This is a genomic window from Streptomyces sp. NBC_00690 (assembly GCF_036226685.1).
Lineage (GTDB): Bacteria > Actinomycetota > Actinomycetes > Streptomycetales > Streptomycetaceae > Streptomyces.
The window spans coordinates 6,295,454-6,318,121 of the sequence record NZ_CP109009.1; the positions used below are offsets into that span (position 1 = coordinate 6,295,454).

Below are 22,668 nucleotides of genomic sequence, written 5' to 3' on the forward strand. Positions count from 1 at the left end.
CTCTCGGACACCACTGTCAACCGGGCCGTCGATTGCGGACACAATGGGGGGATGAGCGACAGCCCATCCCCCCTTGCCGACCCGCACACCGTCTTCGACTCGGCCACCGGGCGCAGAGATGTCGTGGTCCTTGGCTGTACCGGATCGATCGGAACCCAGGCCATCGACCTCGTCCTGCGCAACCCGGACCGCTTCCGGGTCACGGCGCTCTCCGCCGCGGGCGGCCGGGTCGCCCTCCTGGCCGAGCAGGCCCACCGGTTGGGAGTTCGCGTCGTCGCCGTAGCCAGGGAGGACGCCGTGCCCGCCCTGCGCGCGGAGCTGTCCGCCCGCTACGGCACCGCGCCGCAGCCCGAGATCCTGGCCGGCCCGGACGCGGCCACCGAACTCGCCGCATCCGAATGCCACACCGTGCTCAACGGCATCACCGGCTCCATCGGTCTCGCACCCACCCTGGCTGCGCTCAAGGCGGGCCGCACCCTCGCGCTCGCCAACAAGGAGTCGCTCATCGTCGGCGGGCCCCTGGTGAAGGAGTTGGCCCGCCCCGGCCAGATCATCCCGGTGGACTCCGAGCATGCCGCGCTCTTCCAAGCCCTGGCCGCCGGCAAGCGCTCCGAAGTCCGCAAACTGGTCGTCACCGCGTCCGGCGGGCCGTTCCGGGGCCGTACCCGGGCCGAGCTCGCCGAGGTGACCCGCGCCGAGGCGCTGGCGCACCCCACCTGGGCGATGGGCCCGGTGATCACCATCAACAGCGCCACCCTCGTCAACAAGGGCCTGGAGGTCATCGAGGCGCACCTGCTCTATGACATCCCCTTCGAGCGCATCGAGGTCGTCGTCCACCCCCAGTCCTATGTGCACTCCATGGTGGAGTTCACTGACGGGTCAACCCTGGCGCAGGCCACACCGCCCGATATGCGCGGCCCGATCGCCCTCGGTATCGGCTGGCCCGAGCGGGTGCCCGACGCGGCCCCATCCTTCGACTGGACCAAGGCGTCGAGCTGGGAGTTCTTCCCCCTGGACACCGACGCGTTCCCCGCGGTGGGTCTCGCCCGCCAGGTGGGCGAGCTGGGCGGTACCGCCCCGGCGGTGTTCAATGCGGCCAACGAGGAGTGCGTCGAAGCGTTCCTCGCCGGTCGGCTGCCTTTCAACGCCATCATGGATACGGTCACTGACGTCGTCACCGAACACGGAGTGCCCGCCCGGGGAACTTCACTGACGGTGTCCGACGTCCTGCAAGCGGAGAGCTGGGCCCGAGCCAGGGCCCGGGAGCTCGCGGTCAAGGCCACAGCGGAGGCTCGCGCATGACGATGTTGTTGACCATTCTCGGCATTGCGCTGTTCGCCGTGGGTCTGTTGTTCTCCATCGCCTGGCATGAGCTGGGCCACCTCTCGACGGCCAAGCTGTTCGGCATCCGGGTGCCGCAGTACATGGTGGGCTTCGGTCCCACCCTCTTCTCCCGGCACCGGGGCGAAACTGAGTACGGCATCAAGGCCATCCCCATGGGCGGCTATATCCGCATGATCGGGATGTTCCCGCCGGGGGAGGACGGCCGGATCGAGGCCCGCTCCACCTCCCCTTGGCGCGGCATGATCGAGGACGCCAGGACCGCTGCTTACGAAGAGCTCCAGCCCGGTGACGAAAAGCGCCTCTTCTACACGCGCAAGCCGTGGAAGCGCGTCATCGTGATGTTCGCCGGGCCGTTCATGAACCTGATCCTCGCCGTCGCGATCTTCCTCGGGGTGGCGATGACCTTCGGCTTCGCCACCCAGACCACCCAGGTCGCCGGAGTCCAGAACTGCGTCATCAAGCAGAGCGAGGACCGCAACACCTGTGCGGCGGGCGACCCGGTCTCCCCCGCGAAGCAGGCCGGCCTCCGTGCGGGCGACAAGATCGTCGCCTTCAACGGGGAGAAGGTCTCCGGCTGGCCCGAGCTCTCCGACCGCATTCGCCAGACGATCGGCCCCGCCAGCATCACCGTCGAGCGCGACGGCACCGAGCAGGTCCTTGAGGCCAACCTCATCAGGAACATGGTGGCCAAGAAGGACTCGGACGGGGAGGTCGTCCCCGACGCCTTCGTCCCGGCCGGCTACCTCGGCTTCGCCGCACAGACCGAGATCCTGCCGCTGAACTTCACCCAGTCCGTCGACCGCATGGGCGACATGATGGCCAACGGCGTGGAATCGATCATCGCCCTGCCGGCCAAGGTCCCCGACCTGTGGGACGCGGCCTTCAGCGACGGCGAGCGCAAGGACGACTCCCCGGTCGGTGTCGTCGGCGCTGCCCGCATCAGCGGCGAGGTGATGAACCTCGACGTTCCCACCGAGAACATCATCGCGACCTTCATGATGCTCCTCGCCGGCTTCAACCTGTCGCTGTTCCTGTTCAACATGCTGCCGCTGCTGCCGCTCGACGGCGGGCACATCGCGGGCGCCCTGTGGGAGTCCGTACGCCGCAACGTGGCGAAGGTCTTCCGCCGCCCCGACCCCGGTCCGTTCGACGTCGCCAAGTTGATGCCGGTGGCCTATGTGGTCGCGGGCGTCTTCATCTGCTTCACACTGCTGGTCCTCGTCGCCGACATCGTCAACCCGGTGAAGATCAGTTGACCACTTGAGTGTGGGACGGCCGGGTGTACTTTGCACCCGGCCGTCCCACTATGTGGGGTGTTTTCCTCGCGCGATGTGCTTGTCGTAACCGTGGTGCCGTAACCTCGGAGCCCTGGAGCCCGCCGTTCTCGGGACCTCGATCCACACCTTGGGGTTGCACAGCAGATGACCGCGATTTCTCTCGGTATTCCCACCGTTCCGATCAAGCTCGCCGACCGACGGGTCAGTCGGAAGATCCAGGTCGGATCCGTCGCGGTGGGCGGTGACGCCCCGATCTCGGTGCAGTCGATGACCACGACGCGCACCTCCGACATCGGTGCGACCCTCCAGCAGATCGCCGAGTTGACGGCCTCCGGCTGCCAGATCGTCCGGGTGGCCTGCCCCACTCAGGACGACGCCGACGCCCTGTCCATCATCGCGCGCAAGTCGCAGATCCCGGTCATTGCGGACATCCACTTCCAGCCCAAGTACGTCTTCGCCGCGATCGACGCCGGCTGCGCCGCGGTCCGGGTCAACCCGGGCAACATCAAGCAGTTCGACGACAAGGTGAAGGAGATCGCCGCGGCGGCGCTCGCCTCGAACACCCCCATCCGCATCGGCGTCAACGCCGGTTCGCTGGATGCGCGCCTGCTGAAGAAGTACGGCAAGGCCACCCCCGAGGCGCTCGTCGAGTCCGCTCTGTGGGAAGCGTCCCTCTTCGAGGAGCACGGCTTCCGCGACATCAAGATCTCGGTCAAGCACAACGACCCCGTCGTGATGGTCAACGCCTACCGCCAACTGGCCGCCCAGTGCGACTACCCGCTGCACCTCGGCGTCACCGAAGCCGGTCCTGCGTTCCAGGGCACCATCAAATCGGCCGTCGCCTTCGGCGCACTGCTGAGCGAGGGCATCGGCGACACCATCCGGGTCTCCCTCTCCGCCCCGCCCGCGGAGGAGATCAAGGTCGGCATCCAGATCCTGGAGTCGCTCAACCTCCGCCAGCGCCGGCTGGAGATCGTCTCCTGCCCCTCGTGCGGTCGGGCCCAGGTCGACGTCTACAAGCTCGCCGAGGAGGTCACCGCCGGTCTGGAGGGCATGGAGGTGCCCCTGCGGGTCGCGGTTATGGGCTGTGTGGTGAACGGCCCCGGCGAAGCCCGTGAGGCCGACCTCGGTGTCGCGTCGGGCAACGGCAAGGGCCAGATCTTCGTCAAGGGCGAGGTCATCAAGACCGTCCCCGAGTCGAAGATCGTCGAGACCCTCATTGACGAGGCCATGAAGATCGCCGAGGAGATGGAGAAGAACGGCATCCCCTCGGGCGAGCCGACCGTCTCCGTCGCGGGCTGACGTCCGTCAGATCTCCCGGTGACCCTCCGGTCGCCGCACGTTCACGGCCCGGCTCGTTGTCGTCTAGCCGACCGGGACCAGCAGACCGGACCGCTCCCGCTCCGGCAGGAGACGTGAGCGCGGACCGATCACAAGTCCGCAAAGCCACCCGGCCGCCCGAAAGCACCGACTACCCCCCGCACCAGGCAGTACTGGCCCCGCACCCGTCCGGCGACGGAATGCGGGGCCGCCCACCGCTCGGCACCCGGCCCACCCGGCAGGTACAGTGCGGAGACCAGCAGACCGTTTGGTGAGGCCCCCTCGTGTTGACGCAGACCACCACCCGGGTCCTCGAACCCAGCGACCTCGAAGCGGCGCTCGCCGTCCTGGAGAGCGAACCCGTGACGAATGCCTTCGTCACCTCGCGGGTCCAGGTCGCCGGGCTCGACCCATGGCGGCTGGGCGGCGAAATGTGGGGTTGGTACACCGACGGACGACTGCGCTCGCTGTGCTACTCCGGCGCCAACCTCGTCCCCATCTGTGCCACCCCCGAAGCCGTCCGCGCCTTCGCGGACCGGGCCCGCAGGGCCGGCCGCCGCTGCTCATCGATCGTGGGCCCCGCCGAGCCCACGGCGCTCCTGTGGCGACTGCTCGAACCCAACTGGGGCCCCGCCCGCGACGTACGACCCCACCAGCCGCTCATGGTCACCGATCACGTGCCGGCCGACATCGCGCCCGACCCCTATGTCCGCCGCATCCGCAAGGACGAGATGGAAGTGATCATGCCCGCCTGCGTGGCCATGTTCACCGAGGAGGTCGGAGTCTCCCCGATGGCGGGCGACGGCGGTCTCCTCTACCAGGCACGGGTGGCCGAGCTCGTCGGCGCCGGTCGCTCGTTCGCCCGCATCGACGACGGCCGGGTCGTCTTCAAGGCCGAGATCGGCGCCGCCACCTCCCAGGTGTGCCAGGTCCAAGGCGTCTGGGTCGACCCCGAACACCGCGGCCGAGGACTCTCCGAGACGGGCATGGCCGCCGTACTGCGCTACGCCCTTGCCGACATCGCCCCCGTGGTCAGTCTGTACGTCAACGACTACAACACCGCTGCGCGGGCCGCGTACCGTCGGGTCGGCTTTGAGGAGACCGGCGCCTTCATGAGCGTCCTGTTCTAGGCCGTGTCCGATCTGGGCGTTGTCGGACACGTCGCCGAGTCGTGACGGGATCCTGTGCACGCGCATCAACGTTGCAGTGCGCCGTTCTGACTAGTGGGCACGACCAGTAGGGTTCGCGCATGGCAGCACTCTCCGATGTCCTGATCGGGCCGTTCGATCTTGCCTCGCGCATCGATGAAGCCCTGACGGTTCAGGCACTTGCCTTCGGGCTCAGCGACGAGGAGATCGCGGTACGCCGCCACATCGTCTACCGCCACATGCTCCAGCCGGGAGCCTGGGCCCTGGGCGCCCAGACCGGCACCGGCCGACTCGTCGGCTTCGTCTACGGCATGCCCAACGACCGCCGGCACTGGTGGTCCACCATCGTGGAGCCCTACCTCCGCAGCGCCGGCATCGATCACTGGCTCGACGACTCCTTCGTCATCACCGAACTCCACGTCCACCCCGACTTCCAGGGCCGTGGCATCGGGCGCTCCCTGATCACCTCCATCACCGACGGAGTGGATCAGCCGCGCTCCATCCTGTCCGCCCTGGACATCGAATCGCCCGCCCGGGGGCTCTACCGCAGCCTCGGTTACCAGGACCTCGCGCTCCAGGTCCACTTCCCGAGCGCACCCAGTCCGTACGCCGTGATGGGCGCCCCGCTGCCCCTGCTGAGGGGGAACTGATTTCCACCCTCACCGGCGGCCCGGCTAACCTCCTGCACATCACTCTTTCTTGACGCAGGAGAATTCCTCATGGCAGCCCAGGTCCAGCGCATGTCCCGTCTGATGGTCAAGACACTGCGCGATGACCCGGCAGACGCCGAGACGCTCAGTCACAAGCTGCTCGTCCGCGCCGGCTACGTCCGCCGCAACGCCGCGGGCATCTGGTCCTGGTTGCCGCTCGGCAAGAAGGTCCTGGAGAACGTCACCCGCGTGGTCCGCGAGGAGATGGACGCCATGGGCGCCCAGGAGGTCCTGCTCCCCGCCGTGCTTCCCAAGGAGCCCTACGAGGCGACCGGGCGCTGGGAGGAGTACGGGCCCGAACTGTTCCGGCTCAAGGACCGCAAGGGCGCCGACTACCTGCTCGGACCCACGCACGAAGAGATCTTCACCCTGCTCGTCAAGGACCAGTGCACGTCCTACAAGGACCTGCCGGTCACGCTCTACCAGATCCAGTCCAAGTACCGGGACGAGGCCCGCCCCCGCTCGGGCATCCTGCGCAGCCGCGAGTTCCTGATGAAGGACTCGTACTCCTTCGACACCACCGACGAGGGGCTCGTCGACTCGTACGGCGCCCACCGCGAGACGTACATCAGGATCTTCGACCGGCTCGGGCTCACCTACCGCATCGTCTCGGCCATCTCCGGCGCGATGGGCGGCTCCGCGTCCGAGGAGTTCCTGGCCCCCGCAGCGGCCGGCGAGGACACCTTCGTCCACTGCACCGGCTGTGACTACGCGGCGAACACGGAAGCCGTGACCTACACCGTCGAGGCTCCGGCGCCCCAGCAGCACCCCGCTATGGAGGAGCTGGACACCCCCGACACCCCGACCATCGAGTCGCTCGCCGCGCACCTCGGTGTGCCGGCCGCCGCCACGCTGAAGAACCTCCTGGTGAAGGTGGACGGCGAGATCGTCGCCGTCGGAGTGCCCGGTGACCGCGAGGTGGACCTGGGCAAGCTCTCCGACCACCTGGCTCCCGCCGAGGTCGAACTGGTCACCGCCGAGGACTTCGCCGACCGCCCCGACCTGGTGCGCGGCTACGTCGGCCCGCAGGGCCTTGAGAAGGTCCGCTACCTCGCCGACCCGCGCATCGCGGCGGGCACGGCCTGGATCACCGGAGCCAACAAGGACGGCGCCCATGTGCGCCACGTCGTCGCAGGCCGTGACTTCGAGGTCGACGAGTACGTGGATGTCGTCACCGTCCAGGATGGCGACCCCTGCCCGAAGTGCGGCACTGGCCTCAAGCTGGACCGCGCCATCGAGATCGGCCACATCTTCCAGCTGGGCCGCAAGTACGCCGACGCCTTCCAGCTCGACGTCCTCGGGCAGAACGGCAAGCCCACTCGGGTCACCATGGGCTCGTACGGCGTCGGTGTCTCCCGTGCCGTGGCGGCGCTTGCCGAGCAGAGCGCCGACGAGAAGGGCCTGTGCTGGCCCGCGGAGATCGCACCCGCCGACGTCCACGTGGTCGCGGCCGGCAAGGCGCTCCAGATCGAACTGGCACTCCAGGCGGCCGATGCGCTCGCCGCGGCGGGGCTGCGGGTCCTGGTGGACGAGCGCCCGGGGGTGTCGCCCGGCGTGAAGTTCACCGATGCCGAACTGATCGGCGTGCCCAAGATCCTGGTCGCGGGTCGTCGCGCTGCCGAAGGGGTCCTGGAACTGAAGGACCGCCGTACCGGTGAGCGCGAGGAGCTGCCCCTCGCGGAGGCCGTCGCCCGACTGCGCGCCTGAATATCGGGCTGTGCCCCCCTCGGCCCGCTGGCCGAGGGGGGCACAGCCGTGTCCACCGCTCCTCAGCCGTCGACGCCCCCGCCCGTGCTCACAACCAGGAGGCGAACTCCCACCGGAGCTCCGCCTCCGGGACGGACACCCGCCGGGCCGACTCCACCGCACGGAACAGCGCCCACCCGCGCAGCCGCTCCGCATCCACCTCCAGCGAATCCGCGAGCTTGTTGATACGACGCCGGGTCGCCGAAGCCCCCGCCGCCGCGGCCACCAGGTCCTCCACCCGGTCCCAGGCGAGCCGGCCCAGATCGTAGGCGCGCTCCCCGACCACGGGGTCGGGGCCCACCGCAACCCAGGGCGTACGGTCCCCGGCCAGGACCTTGCCCTGGCGGAAGCTGCCGTGCAGCAGCAGGGACTCCGGGGAACTCGCAGCCAGTTCGTCCCGCGCCGCCAAGGCGGCCGTCACCAGGGGCTCCCCGGCCAGCTCCGCCGAGTCACGCAGTGACTTCGCCTGGCGGGCGGTGCGTTCGGCGACCGTCTCGAAGCCATGGTCCGCGGCCGGCTCCACCCAGAGCCGACGTACGATCCCCGCCGCCTCCAGCAGTGCCTTTCCGTCGGGGAGCGAGCGCAGGGACACCTCCGGGTGCAACCGCTCCAGCAGGAAGGCGCCCTCCGCGGGGGCCGCGGGCAGCAGATGGGCCGCACCCCAGCCGGCCCAGTGTGCGAGGGCCGCGCGCTCCGCCTCGGGTGCCGCGGACGGCGGCGCCAGCTTCAGCGCCGCTGAGGTGCCGTCCGAGCGTCTGACGAGCAGGACGCAACTGCTCCTGCCGCCCGGGACCACCGTCCGCTCGACCGCCAGTTCCAGCCGATCCACTGCTTCCTCGGCGATCGACGGCAGCCGGGCGAGCCAGGCATCACCCTCACCGAGCGCCCGCACCAGACGTCGGGGCGCTTCAAAACCCATGTGCGAGTGTTTCCCTCTCCAACGATGTCGACACGGTCATCGGCGCCGACATCCATCTGTTCGGTCCACGCCCACCGCTGCCTCCCGTAGCTCCACCGCCGTCGGGGACCGACGGGGACGGTTCGTCACGGACGGGCCGCACGCTCGGCGAGCCCAGGAAAGGCTACGCCGCTGCCCCGCCACCGCACCGACCGGACTGCCGCCTCCCGCAGCGATACCGCCGCCTCCCGTCTGAGCTGGCCGTTCGCCGCCCGTACGAGATCGGAGTACACACCGGCGACCCGGTCCTCCAGATGGCTGGCGAGCCGTAGGGCAGCGGCCGGGTCAGGGACCGGGAAGGGCAGGGCGTAGCCGGGCGCCGCAGCGGCGGGGGTGCCGCCCAGGTCGCGCACGGTGCGTCCCAGTGAGTCGCGCCGGGCACGGTGGGCGTCGTGGGCCTGGACGGCCTCGGCCCTGCGGGCGTCGTCGATCCGGGCGCCGACGACTCCGTAGCCGTAGACCGCAGCGTGTTCCGCGGCCAGCGCGGCCTGGACCGCGGTCAGCAGGGCCTGGGTGCTCATGTGACCACCCCGCTCGGTGCCGGGGCAGTCAGCAGATAGGTGTGCGCGGCACCGGCCGCGGCGACGGACGCCAGCAATCTGGCCAGTTCCGGCTCCGCGTCCACCAGCGCGGCGGTGTGGGCGTCGGCGATGTGCCGTTCGGCCGTCGCCAGGGCCCGCAGGGCACCGGCCGGGTCATCGGGCACCGTCGGCGGGGGCGCGGTACGACCGGTGCCGCCGAACGCCGTGACGTGCTCTGACACCGACCCGCGCAGCGCCGTCAACCGCCCGGCCAACTGCGGATGGCGCGTCACGGTGGCGTCGTACTGGTCCCGCAGCGCTCCGCTGGCAGCGGCCAACCGTTTCCGCAAGGTCGCGTCGGCCTCGGCTCGACGCTGCGCAGCGCGCTCCGCACGGGCGCGTGTATCCGGTTCGGAACCGCCATCGGAGCAGCCCGCAAGCGAGCCCGCGGTGGCCGCCGCCGTCACGACGAGGGCACGTCTGCGTGTCGTCCCCGTGCGCCCCACGCGTGTCTCCCTACTTCTCGGTGATCATCGCCGCAGGCGAGCGTACCTGTGGGTCCCCCGTACGTGGACAGCAACACCCTTCCGGACCGGATACCCTTTGATCTGACACGCAGACTTGCCACGCACCCACAACAGCACACGCGGCCGAGGAGTCACCCGGATGAGCACCACCCAGAGCGACAGGCTGCGCGGGCTGCTGGAGCCGCTCGTCAGCGCCGCGGACCTGGATCTGGAAGAGATCGAGTTGTCCCGCGCGGGGCGTCGCCGGGTACTGCGGATCATCGTGGACTCTGATGACGGGGCCACTCTGGATGCCTGTGCCGAGTTGAGCCGTGCCATCTCCGAGAAGCTCGACGAGAGCGACGCCATGGGCGAGGAGGAGTACGTCCTCGAAGTCAGCTCGCCCGGCGCGGACCGCCCGCTGACCGAGCACCGCCACTACGTGCGCGCCGTCGGCCGGCTGGCCAGGTTCCAACTGCACGACAGCGGTGAGCTGGTGGCTCGGATCCTCACCGTGGACGACGAGGGGCTCGACCTCGAAGTACCGGGTGTGAAGGGGCGCAAGCCCACCGCCCGCCGCATCGCCTTCGACGAGATCGCCAAGGCGCGCGTCGAGCTCGAGTTCAACCGCAAGGACAAGAAGCAGGAAGAGGAGGCGTAGCCGTGGACATCGACGTAAAGCTCCTGAAGGGCCTGGCGCAGGAGAAGGAGATTCCCTTCGACCTCCTGGTCGAGGCGATCGAGTCGGCCCTCCTCATCGCGTACCACCGCACCGAGGGCAGCCGCCGTCACGCTCGGGTAGTGCTGAGCCGGGAGACCGGTCATGTGACGGTGTGGGCCAAGGAGGACGCGGCCGATCTGGAGGAGGGCCAGGAGCCCAAGGAGTTCGACGACACTCCGTCGGACTTTGGCCGGATCGCCGCGACCACGGCCCGGCAGGTCATCCAGCAGCGGCTGCGGGACGCCGAGAATGACGTCACCTTCGGCGAGTACGCCCGCCGCGAGGGCGACATCGTCGCCGGCATGGTCCAGCAGGGCAAGGACCCGAAGAACGTCCTGGTGAAGCTGGACGACAAGTTGGAGGCCATCCTGCCGGTGCAGGAGCAGGTCCCCGGCGAGGAGTACACCCACGGGCTGCGGCTGCGCACCTATGTGGTGCGGGTGGCCAAGGGAGTGCGCGGTCCGTCCGTCACCCTCTCGCGGACCCATCCGAACCTGGTGAAGAAGCTCTTCGCGCTGGAGGTCCCGGAGATCGCGGACGGCAGTGTGGAGATCGCGGCGATCGCCCGTGAGGCCGGTCATCGCACCAAGATCGCGGTCCGCTCCACCCGCTCGGGGCTCAACGCCAAGGGCGCCTGTATCGGCCCCATGGGCGGTCGCGTGCGCAATGTGATGGCCGAGCTGCTCGGCGAGAAGATCGACATCGTTGACTGGTCGGACGACCCTGCCGAGATGGTGGCCAACGCGCTCTCGCCGGCTCGGGTCAGCAAGGTCGAGGTCGTCGATCTGGCCGCGCGTTCGGCCCGGGTGACGGTGCCGGACTACCAGCTGTCCCTGGCGATCGGCAAGGAGGGGCAGAACGCCCGGCTGGCCGCTCGGCTGACCGGCTGGCGCATCGACATCCGCCCCGACACCGAGCAGCCCGCCGACGGTTCCGATGCCGACACGGGCGCCGACCGGGCCCGCCGCGAGCGCTGACCCGACCGCCCGGCACTGAGCCGGGCGCTGGGGTGGCCTCCCATATGCTGCGGTGGTCACCTATATCAAGACAACGAACGTTCGATTCTTGCCCCAAACGGGTGGGGTCGCAACGGGGAGGTAGACTTAAACGTGTCTGGCCGGACGTATGCCCGCCTACGCCCTGAACGCACCTGCGTGGGCTGCCGGGAACGAGCGGCCAAGACCGATCTGCTGCGCATCGTGGTGGTCGGAGGCGAATGCGTCCCCGATGATCGCGGTACGCTGCCCGGCCGGGGTGCATATGTACACCCCGCCATGGACTGTCTCGATCTGGCTGTACGACGCCGGGCGTTTCCCCGGGCCTTCAAGGCCAAGGGACCGCTCGACACGGCCGGAGTGCATCGGCATCTGCACGACGCGCACGAGACGGCGCAGACAGCACCGCAATGAAGATGTACGGCACGGAATCCCGTGCGGTCAGGTACCTCGCGAGTCGGAAGTAGGTCGAGATTGCGATGAGCACCCCTCGATGAGTACGCGATGAGTACGCCCATGAAGTAGCGACGGTCCGGCGGTAACCCGGACCTAAAAGGAGCGAAGTGGCTAAGGTCCGGGTATACGAACTCGCCAAGGAGTTCGGCGTCGAGAGCAAGGTCGTCATGGCCAAGCTCCAAGAACTCGGTGAATTCGTCCGTTCGGCTTCCTCGACGATCGAGGCGCCGGTTGTACGCAAGTTGACTGACGCTTTGCAGGGACCCGGCTCCGCCGGCAAGTCCGCTGCCAAGCCCGGCGCGCCCCGCAAGGCAGCGCCTTCCCCCGCCCCCCGTCCGGGTGGCCCCACTCCCGGTGCGCCCTCCGCGGCGTCCCCGGCACGTCCTGCTGCTCCCAAGCCCGGCGCCCCGGCCCCCCGGCCGGCTGCCGCCGAAGCGCCTTCGAGCAGCGCCCCCAGCACGCCGGCCCCGGCAGCTTCGGGTCCGCGTCCGGGCCCCAAGCCCGCTCCGGCCAAGCCCGCCCCGGCGAACCCGGTGCCCGCGGCGGAGTTCTCCGCCCCGGCCCCGGCCCAGCCCGCCGCACCGCAGCAGGCTTCCCGTCCCGCCGCAACCCCCGGCCCTCGTCCGGCTCGTCCGGCCCCGGCCGGCGGTCAGCGCGACGGTGGCCAGCGTGATGGCGGACAGCGTGATGGCGGACAGGGTCGTGGTGGCGACCGCGGCGACCGAGGTGGACGTCCCGCCGGCCAGGGTGCCCCGCGCCCCGGCGGCAGCCGTCCGGCCGGTCCCCGTCCGGGCAACAACCCCTTCACCTCCGGTGGCTCCACCGGCATGGCGCGTCCGCAGACCCCTCGTCCCGGTGGCGCACCCCGCCCCGGTGGCCAGGGTGCTCCCGGCGCACCGCGCCCGCAGGGTGGCCCCGGTGGCGCGCCTCGTCCGCAGGGTCAGGGCGGCGCCCGCCCGTCCCCGGGTGGGATGCCTCGTCCGCAGGCCCCCCGTCCCGGTGGCGGTCCCGCAGGTAACCGCCCGAACCCGGGCATGATGCCGCAGCGTCCTGCTGCCGGTCCCCGCCCCGGCGGCGGTCCTGGTGGCGGTGGCCGCGGTCCCGGTACGGGCGCCGGTCGTCCCGGTGGCGGTGGCGGTGCCGGTCGTCCCGGTGGCGGTGGCGGCGGTTTCGCCGGTCGTCCCGGTGGCGGTGGCGGTGGCGGTCGTCCCGGTGGCGGTGGCGGCGGTTTCGCCGGTCGTCCCGGTGGCGGTGGCCCCGGTGGTGGCGGCGGCTTCGGCGGCGGTCGTCCCGGTTTCGCCGGTCGTCCCGGTGGCCCCGGTGGCCGTGGTGGCACACAGGGCGCGTTCGGTCGCCCCGGCGGCCCGGCTCGTCGTGGTCGCAAGTCGAAGCGGCAGAGGCGCCAGGAGTACGAGGCCATGCAGGCCCCGTCGGTCGGCGGCGTGATGTTGCCTCGCGGCAACGGCGAGACCATTCGCCTGTCGCGCGGTGCGTCCCTCACCGACTTCGCGGAGAAGATCAACGCCAACCCGGCGTCGCTCGTCGCGGTCATGATGAACCTCGGCGAGATGGTCACCGCGACCCAGTCCGTCTCCGACGACACGCTCGTCATGCTGGCCCAGGAGATGAACTACCTGGTCCAGATCGTCAGCCCGGAGGAGGAGGACCGCGAGCTCCTGGAGTCCTTCGACATCGAGTTCGGCGAGGACGAGGGCGGCGAAGAGCAGCTCGTCTCCCGTCCGCCGGTCGTGACCGTCATGGGTCACGTCGACCACGGTAAGACCCGACTGCTCGACGCGATCCGCAAGACGAACGTCGTGGCGGGCGAGGCCGGTGGCATCACCCAGCACATCGGTGCCTACCAGGTGAAGACCGAGGTGAACGGCGAGGACCGCCGGATCACCTTTATCGACACCCCCGGTCACGAGGCGTTCACCGCCATGCGTGCCCGTGGTGCCAAGTCGACCGACATCGCGATCCTCGTGGTGGCGGCCAACGACGGCGTCATGCCCCAGACGATCGAAGCGTTGAACCACGCCAAGGCGGCCGACGTGCCGATCGTGGTCGCGGTCAACAAGATCGACGTCGAGGGCGCCGACCCGACGAAGGTGCGCGGACAGCTCACCGAGTTCGGTCTGGTGGCCGAGGAGTACGGCGGCGACACCATGTTCGTCGACATCTCCGCCAAGCAGGGTCTGAACATCGACTCCCTGCTGGAGGCCGTGGTCCTGACCGCGGACGCCTCGCTCGACCTGCGCGCCAACCCGGAGCAGGACGCACAGGGCATCGCGATCGAAGCCCACCTCGACCGCGGCCGTGGTGCCGTGGCGACCGTCCTGGTCCAGCGAGGCACGCTGCGCGTCGGCGACACGATGGTCGCGGGCGACGCCTACGGCCGAGTGCGCGCCATGCTCGACGACAAGGGCGAGAACGTGGAAGAGGCGGGTCCCTCGACTCCGGTCCTCGTCCTCGGTCTCACCAACGTCCCGGGCGCCGGCGACAACTTCCTGGTGGTCGACGAGGACCGTACGGCCCGTCAGATCGCCGAGAAGCGCGCTGCCCGTGAGCGCAACGCGGCCTTCGCCAAGCGCACCCGCAGGGTCTCCCTGGAGGACCTGGACAAGGTGCTCAAGGCCGGCCTCGTGCAGGACCTCAACATCATCATCAAGGGTGACGCGTCCGGTTCGGTGGAGGCTCTTGAGTCCTCGCTGCTCCAGCTCGATGTGGGCGAGGAGGTCGACATCCGCGTGCTGCACCGTGGCGTGGGTGCGGTCACCGAGTCCGACATCGACCTGGCGATGGGCTCCGACGCCATCGTCATCGGCTTCAACGTCCGGGCGGCCGGTCGTGCCGCGCAGATGGCGGAGCGCGAGGGCGTCGACGTCCGGTACTACTCGGTGATCTACCAGGCCATCGAGGAGATCGAGGCGGCCCTGAAGGGCATGCTGAAGCCGGAGTACGAAGAGGTCGAGCTCGGTACGGCGGAGATCCGCGAGGTCTTCCGCTCCTCCAAGCTGGGCAACATCGCGGGTGTTCTCATCCGCTCCGGCGAGGTCAAGCGGAACACCAAGGCCCGTCTCATCCGCGATGGCAAGGTCGTCGCGGAGAGCCTCAACATCGAGGGCCTGCGTCGCTTCAAGGACGACGTCACCGAGATTCGGGAAGGGTTCGAGGGCGGTATCAACCTCGGAAACTTCAACGACATCAAGATCGACGACGTTATTGCGACGTACGAGATGCGCGAGAAGCCGCGCGGCTGATCGCACACGGCACGGCCGGGGCCGGTCGGCGGGAAAACCCGTCGATCGGCCCCGGCCGCCGCATGTACGGTTCTGGTGGCCCCACCCTCGGCATTCGATCCGGTGGGCCCACCTCAATCGCACATGAACCCGAACCGGCGGGACATCCGGACATACATGTATGTGGGGACGCTGTCCTTCGATCTGCTCCTCGGCGACGTACGGTCGTTGAAGGAGAAGCGCTCCGTGATCCGCCCGATAGTCGCCGAGATACAACGGAAGTTCTCGGTGAGCGTGGCGGAGACCGGGGACCAGGACCTCTACCGCAGGGCCGAAATCGGCCTGGCGGTGGTATCAGGGGACGCAGCGCACCTCACAGCAGTACTGGACCGGTGCGAGCGCTTTGTCGCGGGCCGGCCAGAGGTGGAGCTGCTCTCAGTTCGACGCAGGCTCCACAGCGACGAAGACTGATGGCAAGGCAAGCAGGTAAGAAGGAGAAGGACCAGTGGCCGACAACGCGCGGGCGAAGAAACTGGCGGACCTCATCCGGGAAGTGGTCGCGGAGAAGCTACAGCGCGGTGTCAAGGACCCGCGGCTGGGCACCCATGTGACCATCACCGACACCCGGGTCACCGGAGATCTGCGGGAGGCCACGGTCTTCTACACGGTCTACGGCGACGACGAGGACCGGGCGAGCGCTGCTGCGGGGTTCCAGAGCGCCAAGGGCGTACTGCGCAGCGCGGTCGGGGCCGCGGCGGGAACCAAGTTCACGCCCACCCTGACTTTCGTGGCGGATGCGCTCCCGGAGAACGCCAAGACGATCGAAGACCTCCTCGACAAGGCACGTGCCTCGGACGAGAAGGTGCGCGAGACGTCCTCGGGCGCGACCTATGCGGGCGAAGCGGACCCGTACCGCAAGCCGGAGGACGAGGACGACACCTCCGCATGACACAGCAGAACACCCCCGACGGCCTGGTCATCGTCGACAAGCCGTCGGGCTTCACCTCCCACGACGTCGTCGCCAAGATGCGCGGCATCGCCCGGACCCGCCGCGTCGGACACGCCGGGACGCTCGACCCCATGGCGACCGGTGTCCTGGTGCTCGGTATCGAGCGGGCCACCAAGCTCCTCGGGCACCTCGCGCTCACCGAGAAGGAGTACCTGGGCACTATCCGCCTGGGTCAGACGACCGTCACGGACGACGCCGAAGGCGAGCTCACCGCTTCCGTGGACGCATCGGCGGTCACCCGGGAGGGCATCGACAAAGGGGTGGCGGCCCTCAGCGGCGCCATCATGCAGGTTCCGTCCAAGGTCAGTGCGATCAAGATCGACGGCAAGCGCTCCTACGCCCGGGTCCGTGGCGGCGAGGACTTCGAGATCCCGGCCCGGCCGGTCACGGTCTCCTCGTTCCAGGTGTACGACGTCCGTGGTGCCGTCGCCGACGACGGCACCCCGGTCATGGACCTGGTCGTCTCGGTCGTCTGCTCCTCGGGCACCTACATCCGGGCGCTCGCTCGTGACCTCGGCGCCGGGCTCGGAGTCGGGGGACATCTGACCGCGCTGCGGCGCACCCGGGTGGGTCCGTACGGCATCGATGCGGCCAGGACGCTCGATCAGCTCCAGCAGGAGTTGACCGTGATGCCCATCGCCGATGCGGCTGCCGCGGCCTTCCCCCGGTGGGAAGTGGACGAGCGCCGGGCCAAGCTGGTGGCCCATGGCGTACGGCTGGACATGCCCCCGTACGACTCCTCACCCGTGGCCGTCTTCGGGCCCGAAGGGCGATTCCTCGCGCTGGTGGAGGAACAGAAGGGCAAGGCCAAGAGCCTGGCCGTCTTCGGCTGAGCACCATCGTGCGGGCTCTCGTGGAGCGGGCCGCCGTCCCGCTCCACGTACCCCGCACTTCGCTCCGCCGTTTTCGGCCGCCCTCTCACCCGGACGGTCGGGCGCTCGGGGCACAGCGGGGTGCATGCGGGGGGCGTGTTCGCACCGAGTCCTTCACCCGGTCACCACGGTCGACCTACCGTCGATGTCATGGGACGCGGTGACTCGGCCTCGCTGGTACGCATCTGCGACCTCGCGGGACGGCACCGCGGCACCGGATTCGTCGCCGATCACCTCGGCACGGTCATCACGGGCCATGAGACCGTCGACGGGCTCGCACGCGTCGTGGTGCGCGCCTGCGGCGAGCGGCTCTGCCTCGCCGAAGCGGATGCGATCATCCCGATCGCGGATGCGGGGATCGCCCTGGTGCGCACGGAGGGCCTCGAAGTGGCACCGCTGCCCGTCGGTGTCCATCGACAGATCGCGCCCGGGCGCCGATTGAGGCTGTGGGCCGACGGCTGGCACACCGCGCACGTCCTGGGACGGACCGGAGTCGTCTACACGGCGAACGACCGGTTCCATCTGATCGATGACGCCCTGGCCCTCACCGTCGACCCCGGGACCGGTGACGCCCTCGCGCTCGGCGGCACCGCGGCCGGGAGCCCGCTGGTCGACGCGACGACCGGTGCGGTCGTCGGTCTGGTGGGCACCGCCCTCCACAGCGAACGCACGGCCCCCGCCTACGCCCTGCCGCTGCCTCCCCTCGACCTCCGCGCCGAATCGCCGCTCGGGGAACTCCTCGATCGCAACGCCACCACCGTGCCCTGCCGCGGAGCCGATCTGAACTTCGCGGCGGTCCTCGAACTGACCGCGCTGTCCGCCCGCGGGCCGAGGTGCCCCGACGACTGGCCGGACCCGCTGCCGCGGCCCTTGGTACATGCGGAACTCGATGCCGTCACCCGGGGTGTGTGCGCCCTCGTGGGCCCGCCGGGGTCCGGTCGTACGACCGAACTGACCGCGTGGGCGGCCCGACGTGCACAGGGCGATCGGCCGGCACCCACGGTGTGGCTGCGCGGAGCGGATCTCTGGCCGGACGACCGCTGTATCGCCGATGCCGTCGCCCGAGTGCTCCGGGGCGCGGCCGGCGACGGTGGGGCGTCGGGTCCAGACGACGCCGCCGACCCGACGACCGTCACTCCCGACCGGATCGCCACCCTCGCCCGCGGGGCAGCGCGTCCGCTGCTGGTGATCCTCGACGGGCCCGAAGAGATGCCGCCCGCACTGGCCCGCCGACTTCTGCACTGGACCACGGCCACGGCGCGGTGGCTGGACGCCGACGCCGTGTCGTTGGTCGTCGGCTGCCGGCCCGAGTTCTGGGAACAGGCGGGTGCCCTCTACCCCCGGCATCTGCTCCACCACCCCGCAAGGCCCGCCCCCGCGCTACCGCCCGCCGTCCCACTCGACCCGCTCACCACGGCGGAGGCCGACCGGATCGCCGAGCACTACGGGCTGTCCGATGGAGCGCTCGCACCGGGCGAGGAGCCCAGCCCGCTCGCCCTGCGTCTCCTGGCCGAGGTACGGCGAGCGCTTCCCGGCGGTGCCTCCGGTCGCCCGACGCGCACCGAGGTCTTCCGGGCGCACCTCGATCTCCAGTGCGCCAGGATCGCGGTGCGGATCGCGGCATTCGATCGCCGACCGCACCACGGGCCCGCGGTGCGTCGACTCGCCGCCCAGGTGTCCGACCGGGTCCATGAGGCCGCGCGGCGGTGTCTGGGCCCCGGCCAGGGCGAACTGGACCAGGAGTCCTTCGACGAACTCTTCCCCTGGCGTACGGGATGGGCTCCCGCCGTCCTCTCGGAGGGGCTACTCGTTCCCGCGGGCGGGGGCTACCGCTTCGCCCATGAGGGAGTCGCCGACTGGCTCCAGGGAGTGCACCTCGATCTGGACGCCGCACTGGCCGCCCTCGTGGACCCGTGGGGCACCGCGCCACTCGCGCTGCCCGCGCACCCCGGCCCACCGATGGTGCCCGGGCATGTGCCCCCGCCGCCCGGTGCGCGGCAGGGGCCGCCAACACCCGCCCTGCCCGTACCGCACCATCGCATCGGGCCCGTGGTCCAGGCACTGCTCCACCGGGAGCGCGAGCGAGGATCGAACGCGCTCGCCGAATGCCTCGCCGAGGTGATCGAAGCGGTGGACCGGCTGGATCGGGCCGAGCCACCGGGCCCACCGGGCCGCACGGACCCCGAAGGTCGGGCGTCGGGCGGCTCCGCGTGGGCGCCGGGCGCACACCACGGCTCGGGGCGTGGCGAGCGGGTCGTCGAGGCCCGCTGGTGGGGCGTGCACCTCATCACCGAGACGCTGCTCGCCGTCCCTGATCCCGCTGCCCATCTCCTCCTGCTGCGAGCCCTGGCCGATCACATCGCCGAACGGTCCCGCCACCCGCCCGGCACCGGCGCGTTCGCCTCTTTCGATCCCGCCTTCTGGTGCGGGCTGAGACTGTCGGAGACCGATCGGCTCGATCTGCTGCGACGGTTGGTCCCCGCCGATCCGCCCGCACGTGGTGGCCGGCCCTCCTTCCTCGACGCGGTCGCCGCCCGGCTCGCCGCCGATCCCCTCCTCGTACAGCCCCTGCTGTGCCGGTGGCTCACCGACCGGTCGCCGCTGGCTGCCGGCTCCCTGCCGGGACCTGATGCGAGCGTCGCCGGCGCCGCCCGGACACTGCTGTACGACCATCGGACGCTCGCCCCCGACGATCTGATGGAAGCCCTGGTGGCGTGCGGCCACCCCGGTGCGCATGAACTGCTTGCCGCGCTCGCCGCCGCCGAGCCCTCCGCGCTGAGCCGAGCCGTGGACCGCTGGGCACACGACCCCCGGCTTGAGAGACGGCGCGCGGCGGCGATCCACGCCCCGGTCACGGCCGTCCACGCGGACACCGAAGCCGACGGTGCACTGCTGCGGTACGCGGCGTCCGCGCTGCTGGCCCGTCCCGCCGACGAGGAGCTGCGAGGGCCGGCGCTCGCCGTGCTCATTCGGGATCCGCTCACCCGCTCCCGCCATCTCGCCAGGGCCCTGGACTGTTGGGCGGCCGGGGTTCCCGGACTATCGGCTTCCGCACTGATCCCCGCCCTCACCACCCACTCCGACCAGGTGTTTCCCGTACTGGGCGCTCGACTGCGTGATGCGGACGGCGATGCGGGCGAGATCGTTCGCGCGCTGGCGGGACTCAGGGAGCACCGGCCGGCCCGACGCGCGGCCGAGCTGGTGGCCCGCTACATCCGATGCCGCCCTGAGGGGGCGGACCACGCCGCAGCCTTCGTCGAACACCGGCTGGAGGACGGGCCGGCCGCCCGCGCTCTGCTGCTTCCGTTGGTCAGCGAGGCCATCTGGGAGGGGCCGGGGGAGTTCCGGCGGGCCCTCGCCCCCGTGGTCGCCGCACCGGGCGGGGCTCTGTCCGGTCCATTGCGGGCCGAGCTGCTGGAGGCGCTGCTCAAGGAGCAGGACGAGCGATCCGCGGACCCTGCGGTACTCGACGCCCTTCTGCGCACGGTCGCCCGCACGGCCACCGCCCGCACGATGGCCCGCACCCGAGACCTCATCCACCGCACCGGCGGCCTCTACGCCCGTACTCCGCACGGCGACGCCCGCTGGGACCGTACCGTCGTCGAGTTGGCCCGGGAACGCCCGGAATTCGCGTTGCTGGTCGCAGGCTGCCTGGCCAGGGACCCACGGGAGTGGACCGGAGTGCTCGGCCCGGACGCTCGACGAGCCGTGGGGAACCTGGGTGGCGCGATGCCGATGCCAACCGTACGGCGTGGGCATGGCAGTCTTAGACCTGCGTAATGGGCAATCGGCTGTCGGAAAATCGACACACCGGCAGATCGGTACATCTGTTGAACGGGTTCGGGCGAGGAGCGAGCACAGTGCAGCGCTGGCGTGGCTTGGAGGACATTCCCGAGGACTGGGGGCGCAGCGTCGTCACCATCGGCTCCTATGACGGGGTGCACGGCGGCCACCAGGTGATCATCGGACGGGCCGTGGAGCGGGCGCGTGAACTCTCCCTGCCCTCGGTCGTGGTGACCTTCGACCCCCATCCGAGCGAGGTCGTCCGACCGGGCAGCCATCCGCCGTTGCTCTCGCCGCACCACCGGCGGGCCGAACTGATGGCGGAGCTGGGGGTGGACGCGGTGCTGATCCTGCCGTTCACCGCGGAGTTCTCCCAGCTCTCACCGGCCGACTTCATCGTGAAGGTCCTGGTCGACAAGTTGCACGCACAGCTGGTCGTGGAGGGCCCGAACTTCCGCTTCGGCCACAAGGCCGCGGGCAATGTCACAGTCCTCGCAGACCTCGGTGCCACGTACGACTACGAGGTCGAGGTCATCGACCTCTTTGTGACGGGTGAGGCGGGCGGCGGCGAACCGTTCTCCTCCACGCTCACCCGCAGGTTGCTCGCCGAGGGCGACATCGGCGGCGCGAACGAGATCCTGGGCCGTCCCCACCGCGTCGAGGGCGTGGTGGTGCGCGGGGCGCAGCGCGGCCGGGAGCTGGGTTACCCCACCGCCAATCTGGAGACCCTGCCCCACACGGCGATCCCGGCCGACGGGGTGTACGCGGGCTGGTTGACGGCGAACGGCGAACGAATGCCCGCAGCGATCTCCGTGGGCACCAACCCGCAGTTCAACGGTACGCGGCGCACGGTCGAGGCGTACGCCATCGACCGGGTCGGGCTCGATCTCTACGGGCTCCATGTCGCGGTGGACTTCCTGGCGTACCTCCGGGGCATGGAGCGGTTCGACACCGTGGACGATCTGCTGGTGCAGATGGCCGCTGACGTCAAGAAGTGCCGTGAGCTGATCTCCGACGCCTCCTGAGCGCGATTCCCGCCTTCCGTGCCGGTGCCCGATGAGCACCGTAGGAAGTGAACGCCCCGGCCGGATCGGCCGGGGCGTTGTGCGTCGGGTGGCCGTCAGCTCTCGCGGTCCGCGGCCCGTCGCCCCCAGGTCGTGCCCCCGAGCACCAGCGCCGCCCCCAACACCCCGAACGCCCCCAACTGTTCGCCGCCGATCATGATGCCGACCGACGCGGCCCACAGGGGCTCGGTGCCGAGGAGAAGGCTGACCCGGGACGGTGAGGTGCGACGTATCGCCCACATCTGGACGAAGAACGCGAACAGGGTGCAGAACACGGAGAGGAACAGCAGTCCCGCCCACTCCCGCGGGCCGAACCCGATGGCGACCGCCCATGGGGACGCACCCGTGCCGGGCAGTGTGGCCAGTACCGCGAACACGGCCACTGCACTGCCCAACTGCACCGTGGTGAGCGACAGCGAGTCCGCGCTCTGGACCGCCTTCACCCGGGCCATCGCCAGTACGTGGACCGTCCGGGCCAACGCGGCGAGCAGCATCAGCAGATCGCCGACGGACGGCGTGGTGAACCCGCCGCCCTGGGTCAGCAGGACCACTCCGGTCACCGACAGCCCCGCCGCGCCGACGAAGGCCCGCGACGGTCGGGTGCGGGTGACCGCGGCCTCGGCGAGCGGGGTGAAAATCATGGTGAGGCTGATGATCAGTCCGGCGTTGGTGGCCGAGGTGTGGACGACTCCATAGGTCTCCAGCAGGAAGATTCCGCTGAGGATGGCCCCGAGTCCGGCGGCTCCCCGCCATTGGGGCGCGGTCAGGGCCCTCAGCCTGCGGTATCCGGCGATGACCAGCACCGGGAGGATCACCGCGAACCGCAACACCAACACCGCGACGACGGTGTGGGTGGTGGTGATGCCCTTGGCGGCCAGATAGCTGGCACCCCAGACGACGGCCACCAGCAGTACGGGCAGATCGGTCAGCCAGGCGCGGCGTGGCGCGAGGGCGGACGAGGGCAGGGCGAACGAGGACAACGCCGTCTCCAACGAGGGT

The 22,668-nt window shown here is 70.3% G+C and carries 19 protein-coding genes; 15 read left to right on the top strand and 4 right to left on the bottom strand.

Annotation, left to right across the window (positions count from 1 at the left end):
• Positions 1 to 51: 51 nt before the first annotated feature.
• The 6 genes from dxr to OID54_RS27740 all read left to right on the top strand — a co-directional run bounded on the left by dxr (position 52) and on the right by OID54_RS27740 (position 7,506).
• Positions 52 to 1,302: a 1-deoxy-D-xylulose-5-phosphate reductoisomerase gene (gene dxr / locus OID54_RS27715; RefSeq protein WP_329023832.1), complete on the top strand. Its 1,251-nt coding sequence runs from the start codon at positions 52 to 54 to the stop codon at positions 1,300 to 1,302.
• Entirely contained in the window at positions 1,299 to 2,600 is a 1,302-nt protein-coding gene (locus tag OID54_RS27720; RefSeq protein ID WP_329023834.1) for a M50 family metallopeptidase, read from the top strand. Before dxr ends, OID54_RS27720 begins: the two co-directional genes overlap by 4 nt.
• A gap of 165 nt (positions 2,601 to 2,765) precedes the next feature.
• On the top strand, positions 2,766 to 3,923 hold the full coding sequence (gene ispG, locus OID54_RS27725; protein WP_329023836.1) for a flavodoxin-dependent (E)-4-hydroxy-3-methylbut-2-enyl-diphosphate synthase: 1,158 nt from the start codon (positions 2,766 to 2,768) through the stop codon (positions 3,921 to 3,923).
• A 305-nt stretch (positions 3,924 to 4,228) separates the two neighbouring features.
• Positions 4,229 to 5,071, top strand: a complete 843-nt coding sequence (locus OID54_RS27730) for a GNAT family N-acetyltransferase (RefSeq protein ID WP_329027823.1) — start codon at positions 4,229 to 4,231, stop codon at positions 5,069 to 5,071.
• A gap of 119 nt (positions 5,072 to 5,190) precedes the next feature.
• Entirely contained in the window at positions 5,191 to 5,739 is a 549-nt protein-coding gene (locus OID54_RS27735) for a GNAT family N-acetyltransferase (protein WP_329023837.1), read from the top strand.
• Between the two features lie 69 nt (positions 5,740 to 5,808).
• Positions 5,809 to 7,506: a proline--tRNA ligase gene (locus OID54_RS27740; RefSeq protein WP_329023839.1), complete on the top strand. Its 1,698-nt coding sequence runs from the start codon at positions 5,809 to 5,811 to the stop codon at positions 7,504 to 7,506.
• Positions 7,507 to 7,594: 88 nt separating this feature from the next.
• Here OID54_RS27740 and OID54_RS27745 read toward each other — a convergent pair whose 3' ends face one another.
• The 3 genes from OID54_RS27745 to OID54_RS27755 all read right to left on the bottom strand — a co-directional run bounded on the left by OID54_RS27745 (position 7,595) and on the right by OID54_RS27755 (position 9,530).
• The gene (locus OID54_RS27745) at positions 7,595 to 8,464 is read right to left on the bottom strand and encodes an aminoglycoside phosphotransferase family protein (protein ID WP_329023840.1); all 870 of its coding nucleotides are present in this window, start codon (positions 8,462 to 8,464) and stop codon (positions 7,595 to 7,597) included.
• Between the two features lie 125 nt (positions 8,465 to 8,589).
• Entirely contained in the window at positions 8,590 to 9,024 is a 435-nt protein-coding gene (locus OID54_RS27750) for a ferritin-like domain-containing protein (RefSeq protein WP_329023842.1), read from the bottom strand.
• Positions 9,021 to 9,530, bottom strand: coding sequence for a hypothetical protein (locus OID54_RS27755; protein ID WP_329023844.1), 510 nt, complete (start codon positions 9,528 to 9,530; stop codon positions 9,021 to 9,023). Before OID54_RS27755 ends, OID54_RS27750 begins: the two co-directional genes overlap by 4 nt.
• Positions 9,531 to 9,690: 160 nt before the next feature.
• Between OID54_RS27755 and rimP the strand changes: the two genes are divergently transcribed.
• The 9 genes from rimP to OID54_RS27800 all read left to right on the top strand — a co-directional run bounded on the left by rimP (position 9,691) and on the right by OID54_RS27800 (position 21,630).
• Complete coding sequence (gene rimP / locus OID54_RS27760; protein ID WP_329023846.1) at positions 9,691 to 10,191, top strand: ribosome maturation factor RimP; 501 nt, start codon at positions 9,691 to 9,693, stop codon at positions 10,189 to 10,191.
• 2 nt (positions 10,192 to 10,193) lie between these two features.
• The gene (nusA, locus tag OID54_RS27765) at positions 10,194 to 11,228 is read left to right on the top strand and encodes a transcription termination factor NusA (RefSeq protein ID WP_329023848.1); all 1,035 of its coding nucleotides are present in this window, start codon (positions 10,194 to 10,196) and stop codon (positions 11,226 to 11,228) included.
• Positions 11,229 to 11,360: 132 nt separating this feature from the next.
• On the top strand, positions 11,361 to 11,660 hold the full coding sequence (locus OID54_RS27770; RefSeq protein ID WP_329023850.1) for a YlxR family protein: 300 nt from the start codon (positions 11,361 to 11,363) through the stop codon (positions 11,658 to 11,660).
• Positions 11,661 to 11,809: 149 nt separating this feature from the next.
• Positions 11,810 to 14,962, top strand: coding sequence for a translation initiation factor IF-2 (infB, locus tag OID54_RS27775; RefSeq protein ID WP_329023852.1), 3,153 nt, complete (start codon positions 11,810 to 11,812; stop codon positions 14,960 to 14,962).
• Positions 14,963 to 15,118: 156 nt separating this feature from the next.
• Positions 15,119 to 15,412, top strand: a complete 294-nt coding sequence (locus tag OID54_RS27780; RefSeq protein WP_329027824.1) for a DUF503 domain-containing protein — start codon at positions 15,119 to 15,121, stop codon at positions 15,410 to 15,412.
• 34 nt (positions 15,413 to 15,446) lie between these two features.
• A complete protein-coding gene (gene rbfA / locus OID54_RS27785; protein WP_329023853.1) occupies positions 15,447 to 15,890 on the top strand; it encodes a 30S ribosome-binding factor RbfA in 444 nt (147 codons plus the stop codon).
• The gene (truB, locus tag OID54_RS27790; RefSeq protein ID WP_329023854.1) at positions 15,887 to 16,783 is read left to right on the top strand and encodes a tRNA pseudouridine(55) synthase TruB; all 897 of its coding nucleotides are present in this window, start codon (positions 15,887 to 15,889) and stop codon (positions 16,781 to 16,783) included. Before rbfA ends, truB begins: the two co-directional genes overlap by 4 nt.
• 189 nt (positions 16,784 to 16,972) lie before the next feature.
• Positions 16,973 to 20,602, top strand: coding sequence for a serine protease (locus OID54_RS27795; protein ID WP_329023855.1), 3,630 nt, complete (start codon positions 16,973 to 16,975; stop codon positions 20,600 to 20,602).
• A gap of 80 nt (positions 20,603 to 20,682) precedes the next feature.
• Complete coding sequence (locus OID54_RS27800; RefSeq protein ID WP_329023856.1) at positions 20,683 to 21,630, top strand: bifunctional riboflavin kinase/FAD synthetase; 948 nt, start codon at positions 20,683 to 20,685, stop codon at positions 21,628 to 21,630.
• A 95-nt stretch (positions 21,631 to 21,725) separates the two neighbouring features.
• Here OID54_RS27800 and OID54_RS27805 read toward each other — a convergent pair whose 3' ends face one another.
• Positions 21,726 to 22,649, bottom strand: a complete 924-nt coding sequence (locus OID54_RS27805; protein WP_329027826.1) for a DMT family transporter — start codon at positions 22,647 to 22,649, stop codon at positions 21,726 to 21,728.
• Between the last annotated feature and the right edge of the window lie 19 nt (positions 22,650 to 22,668).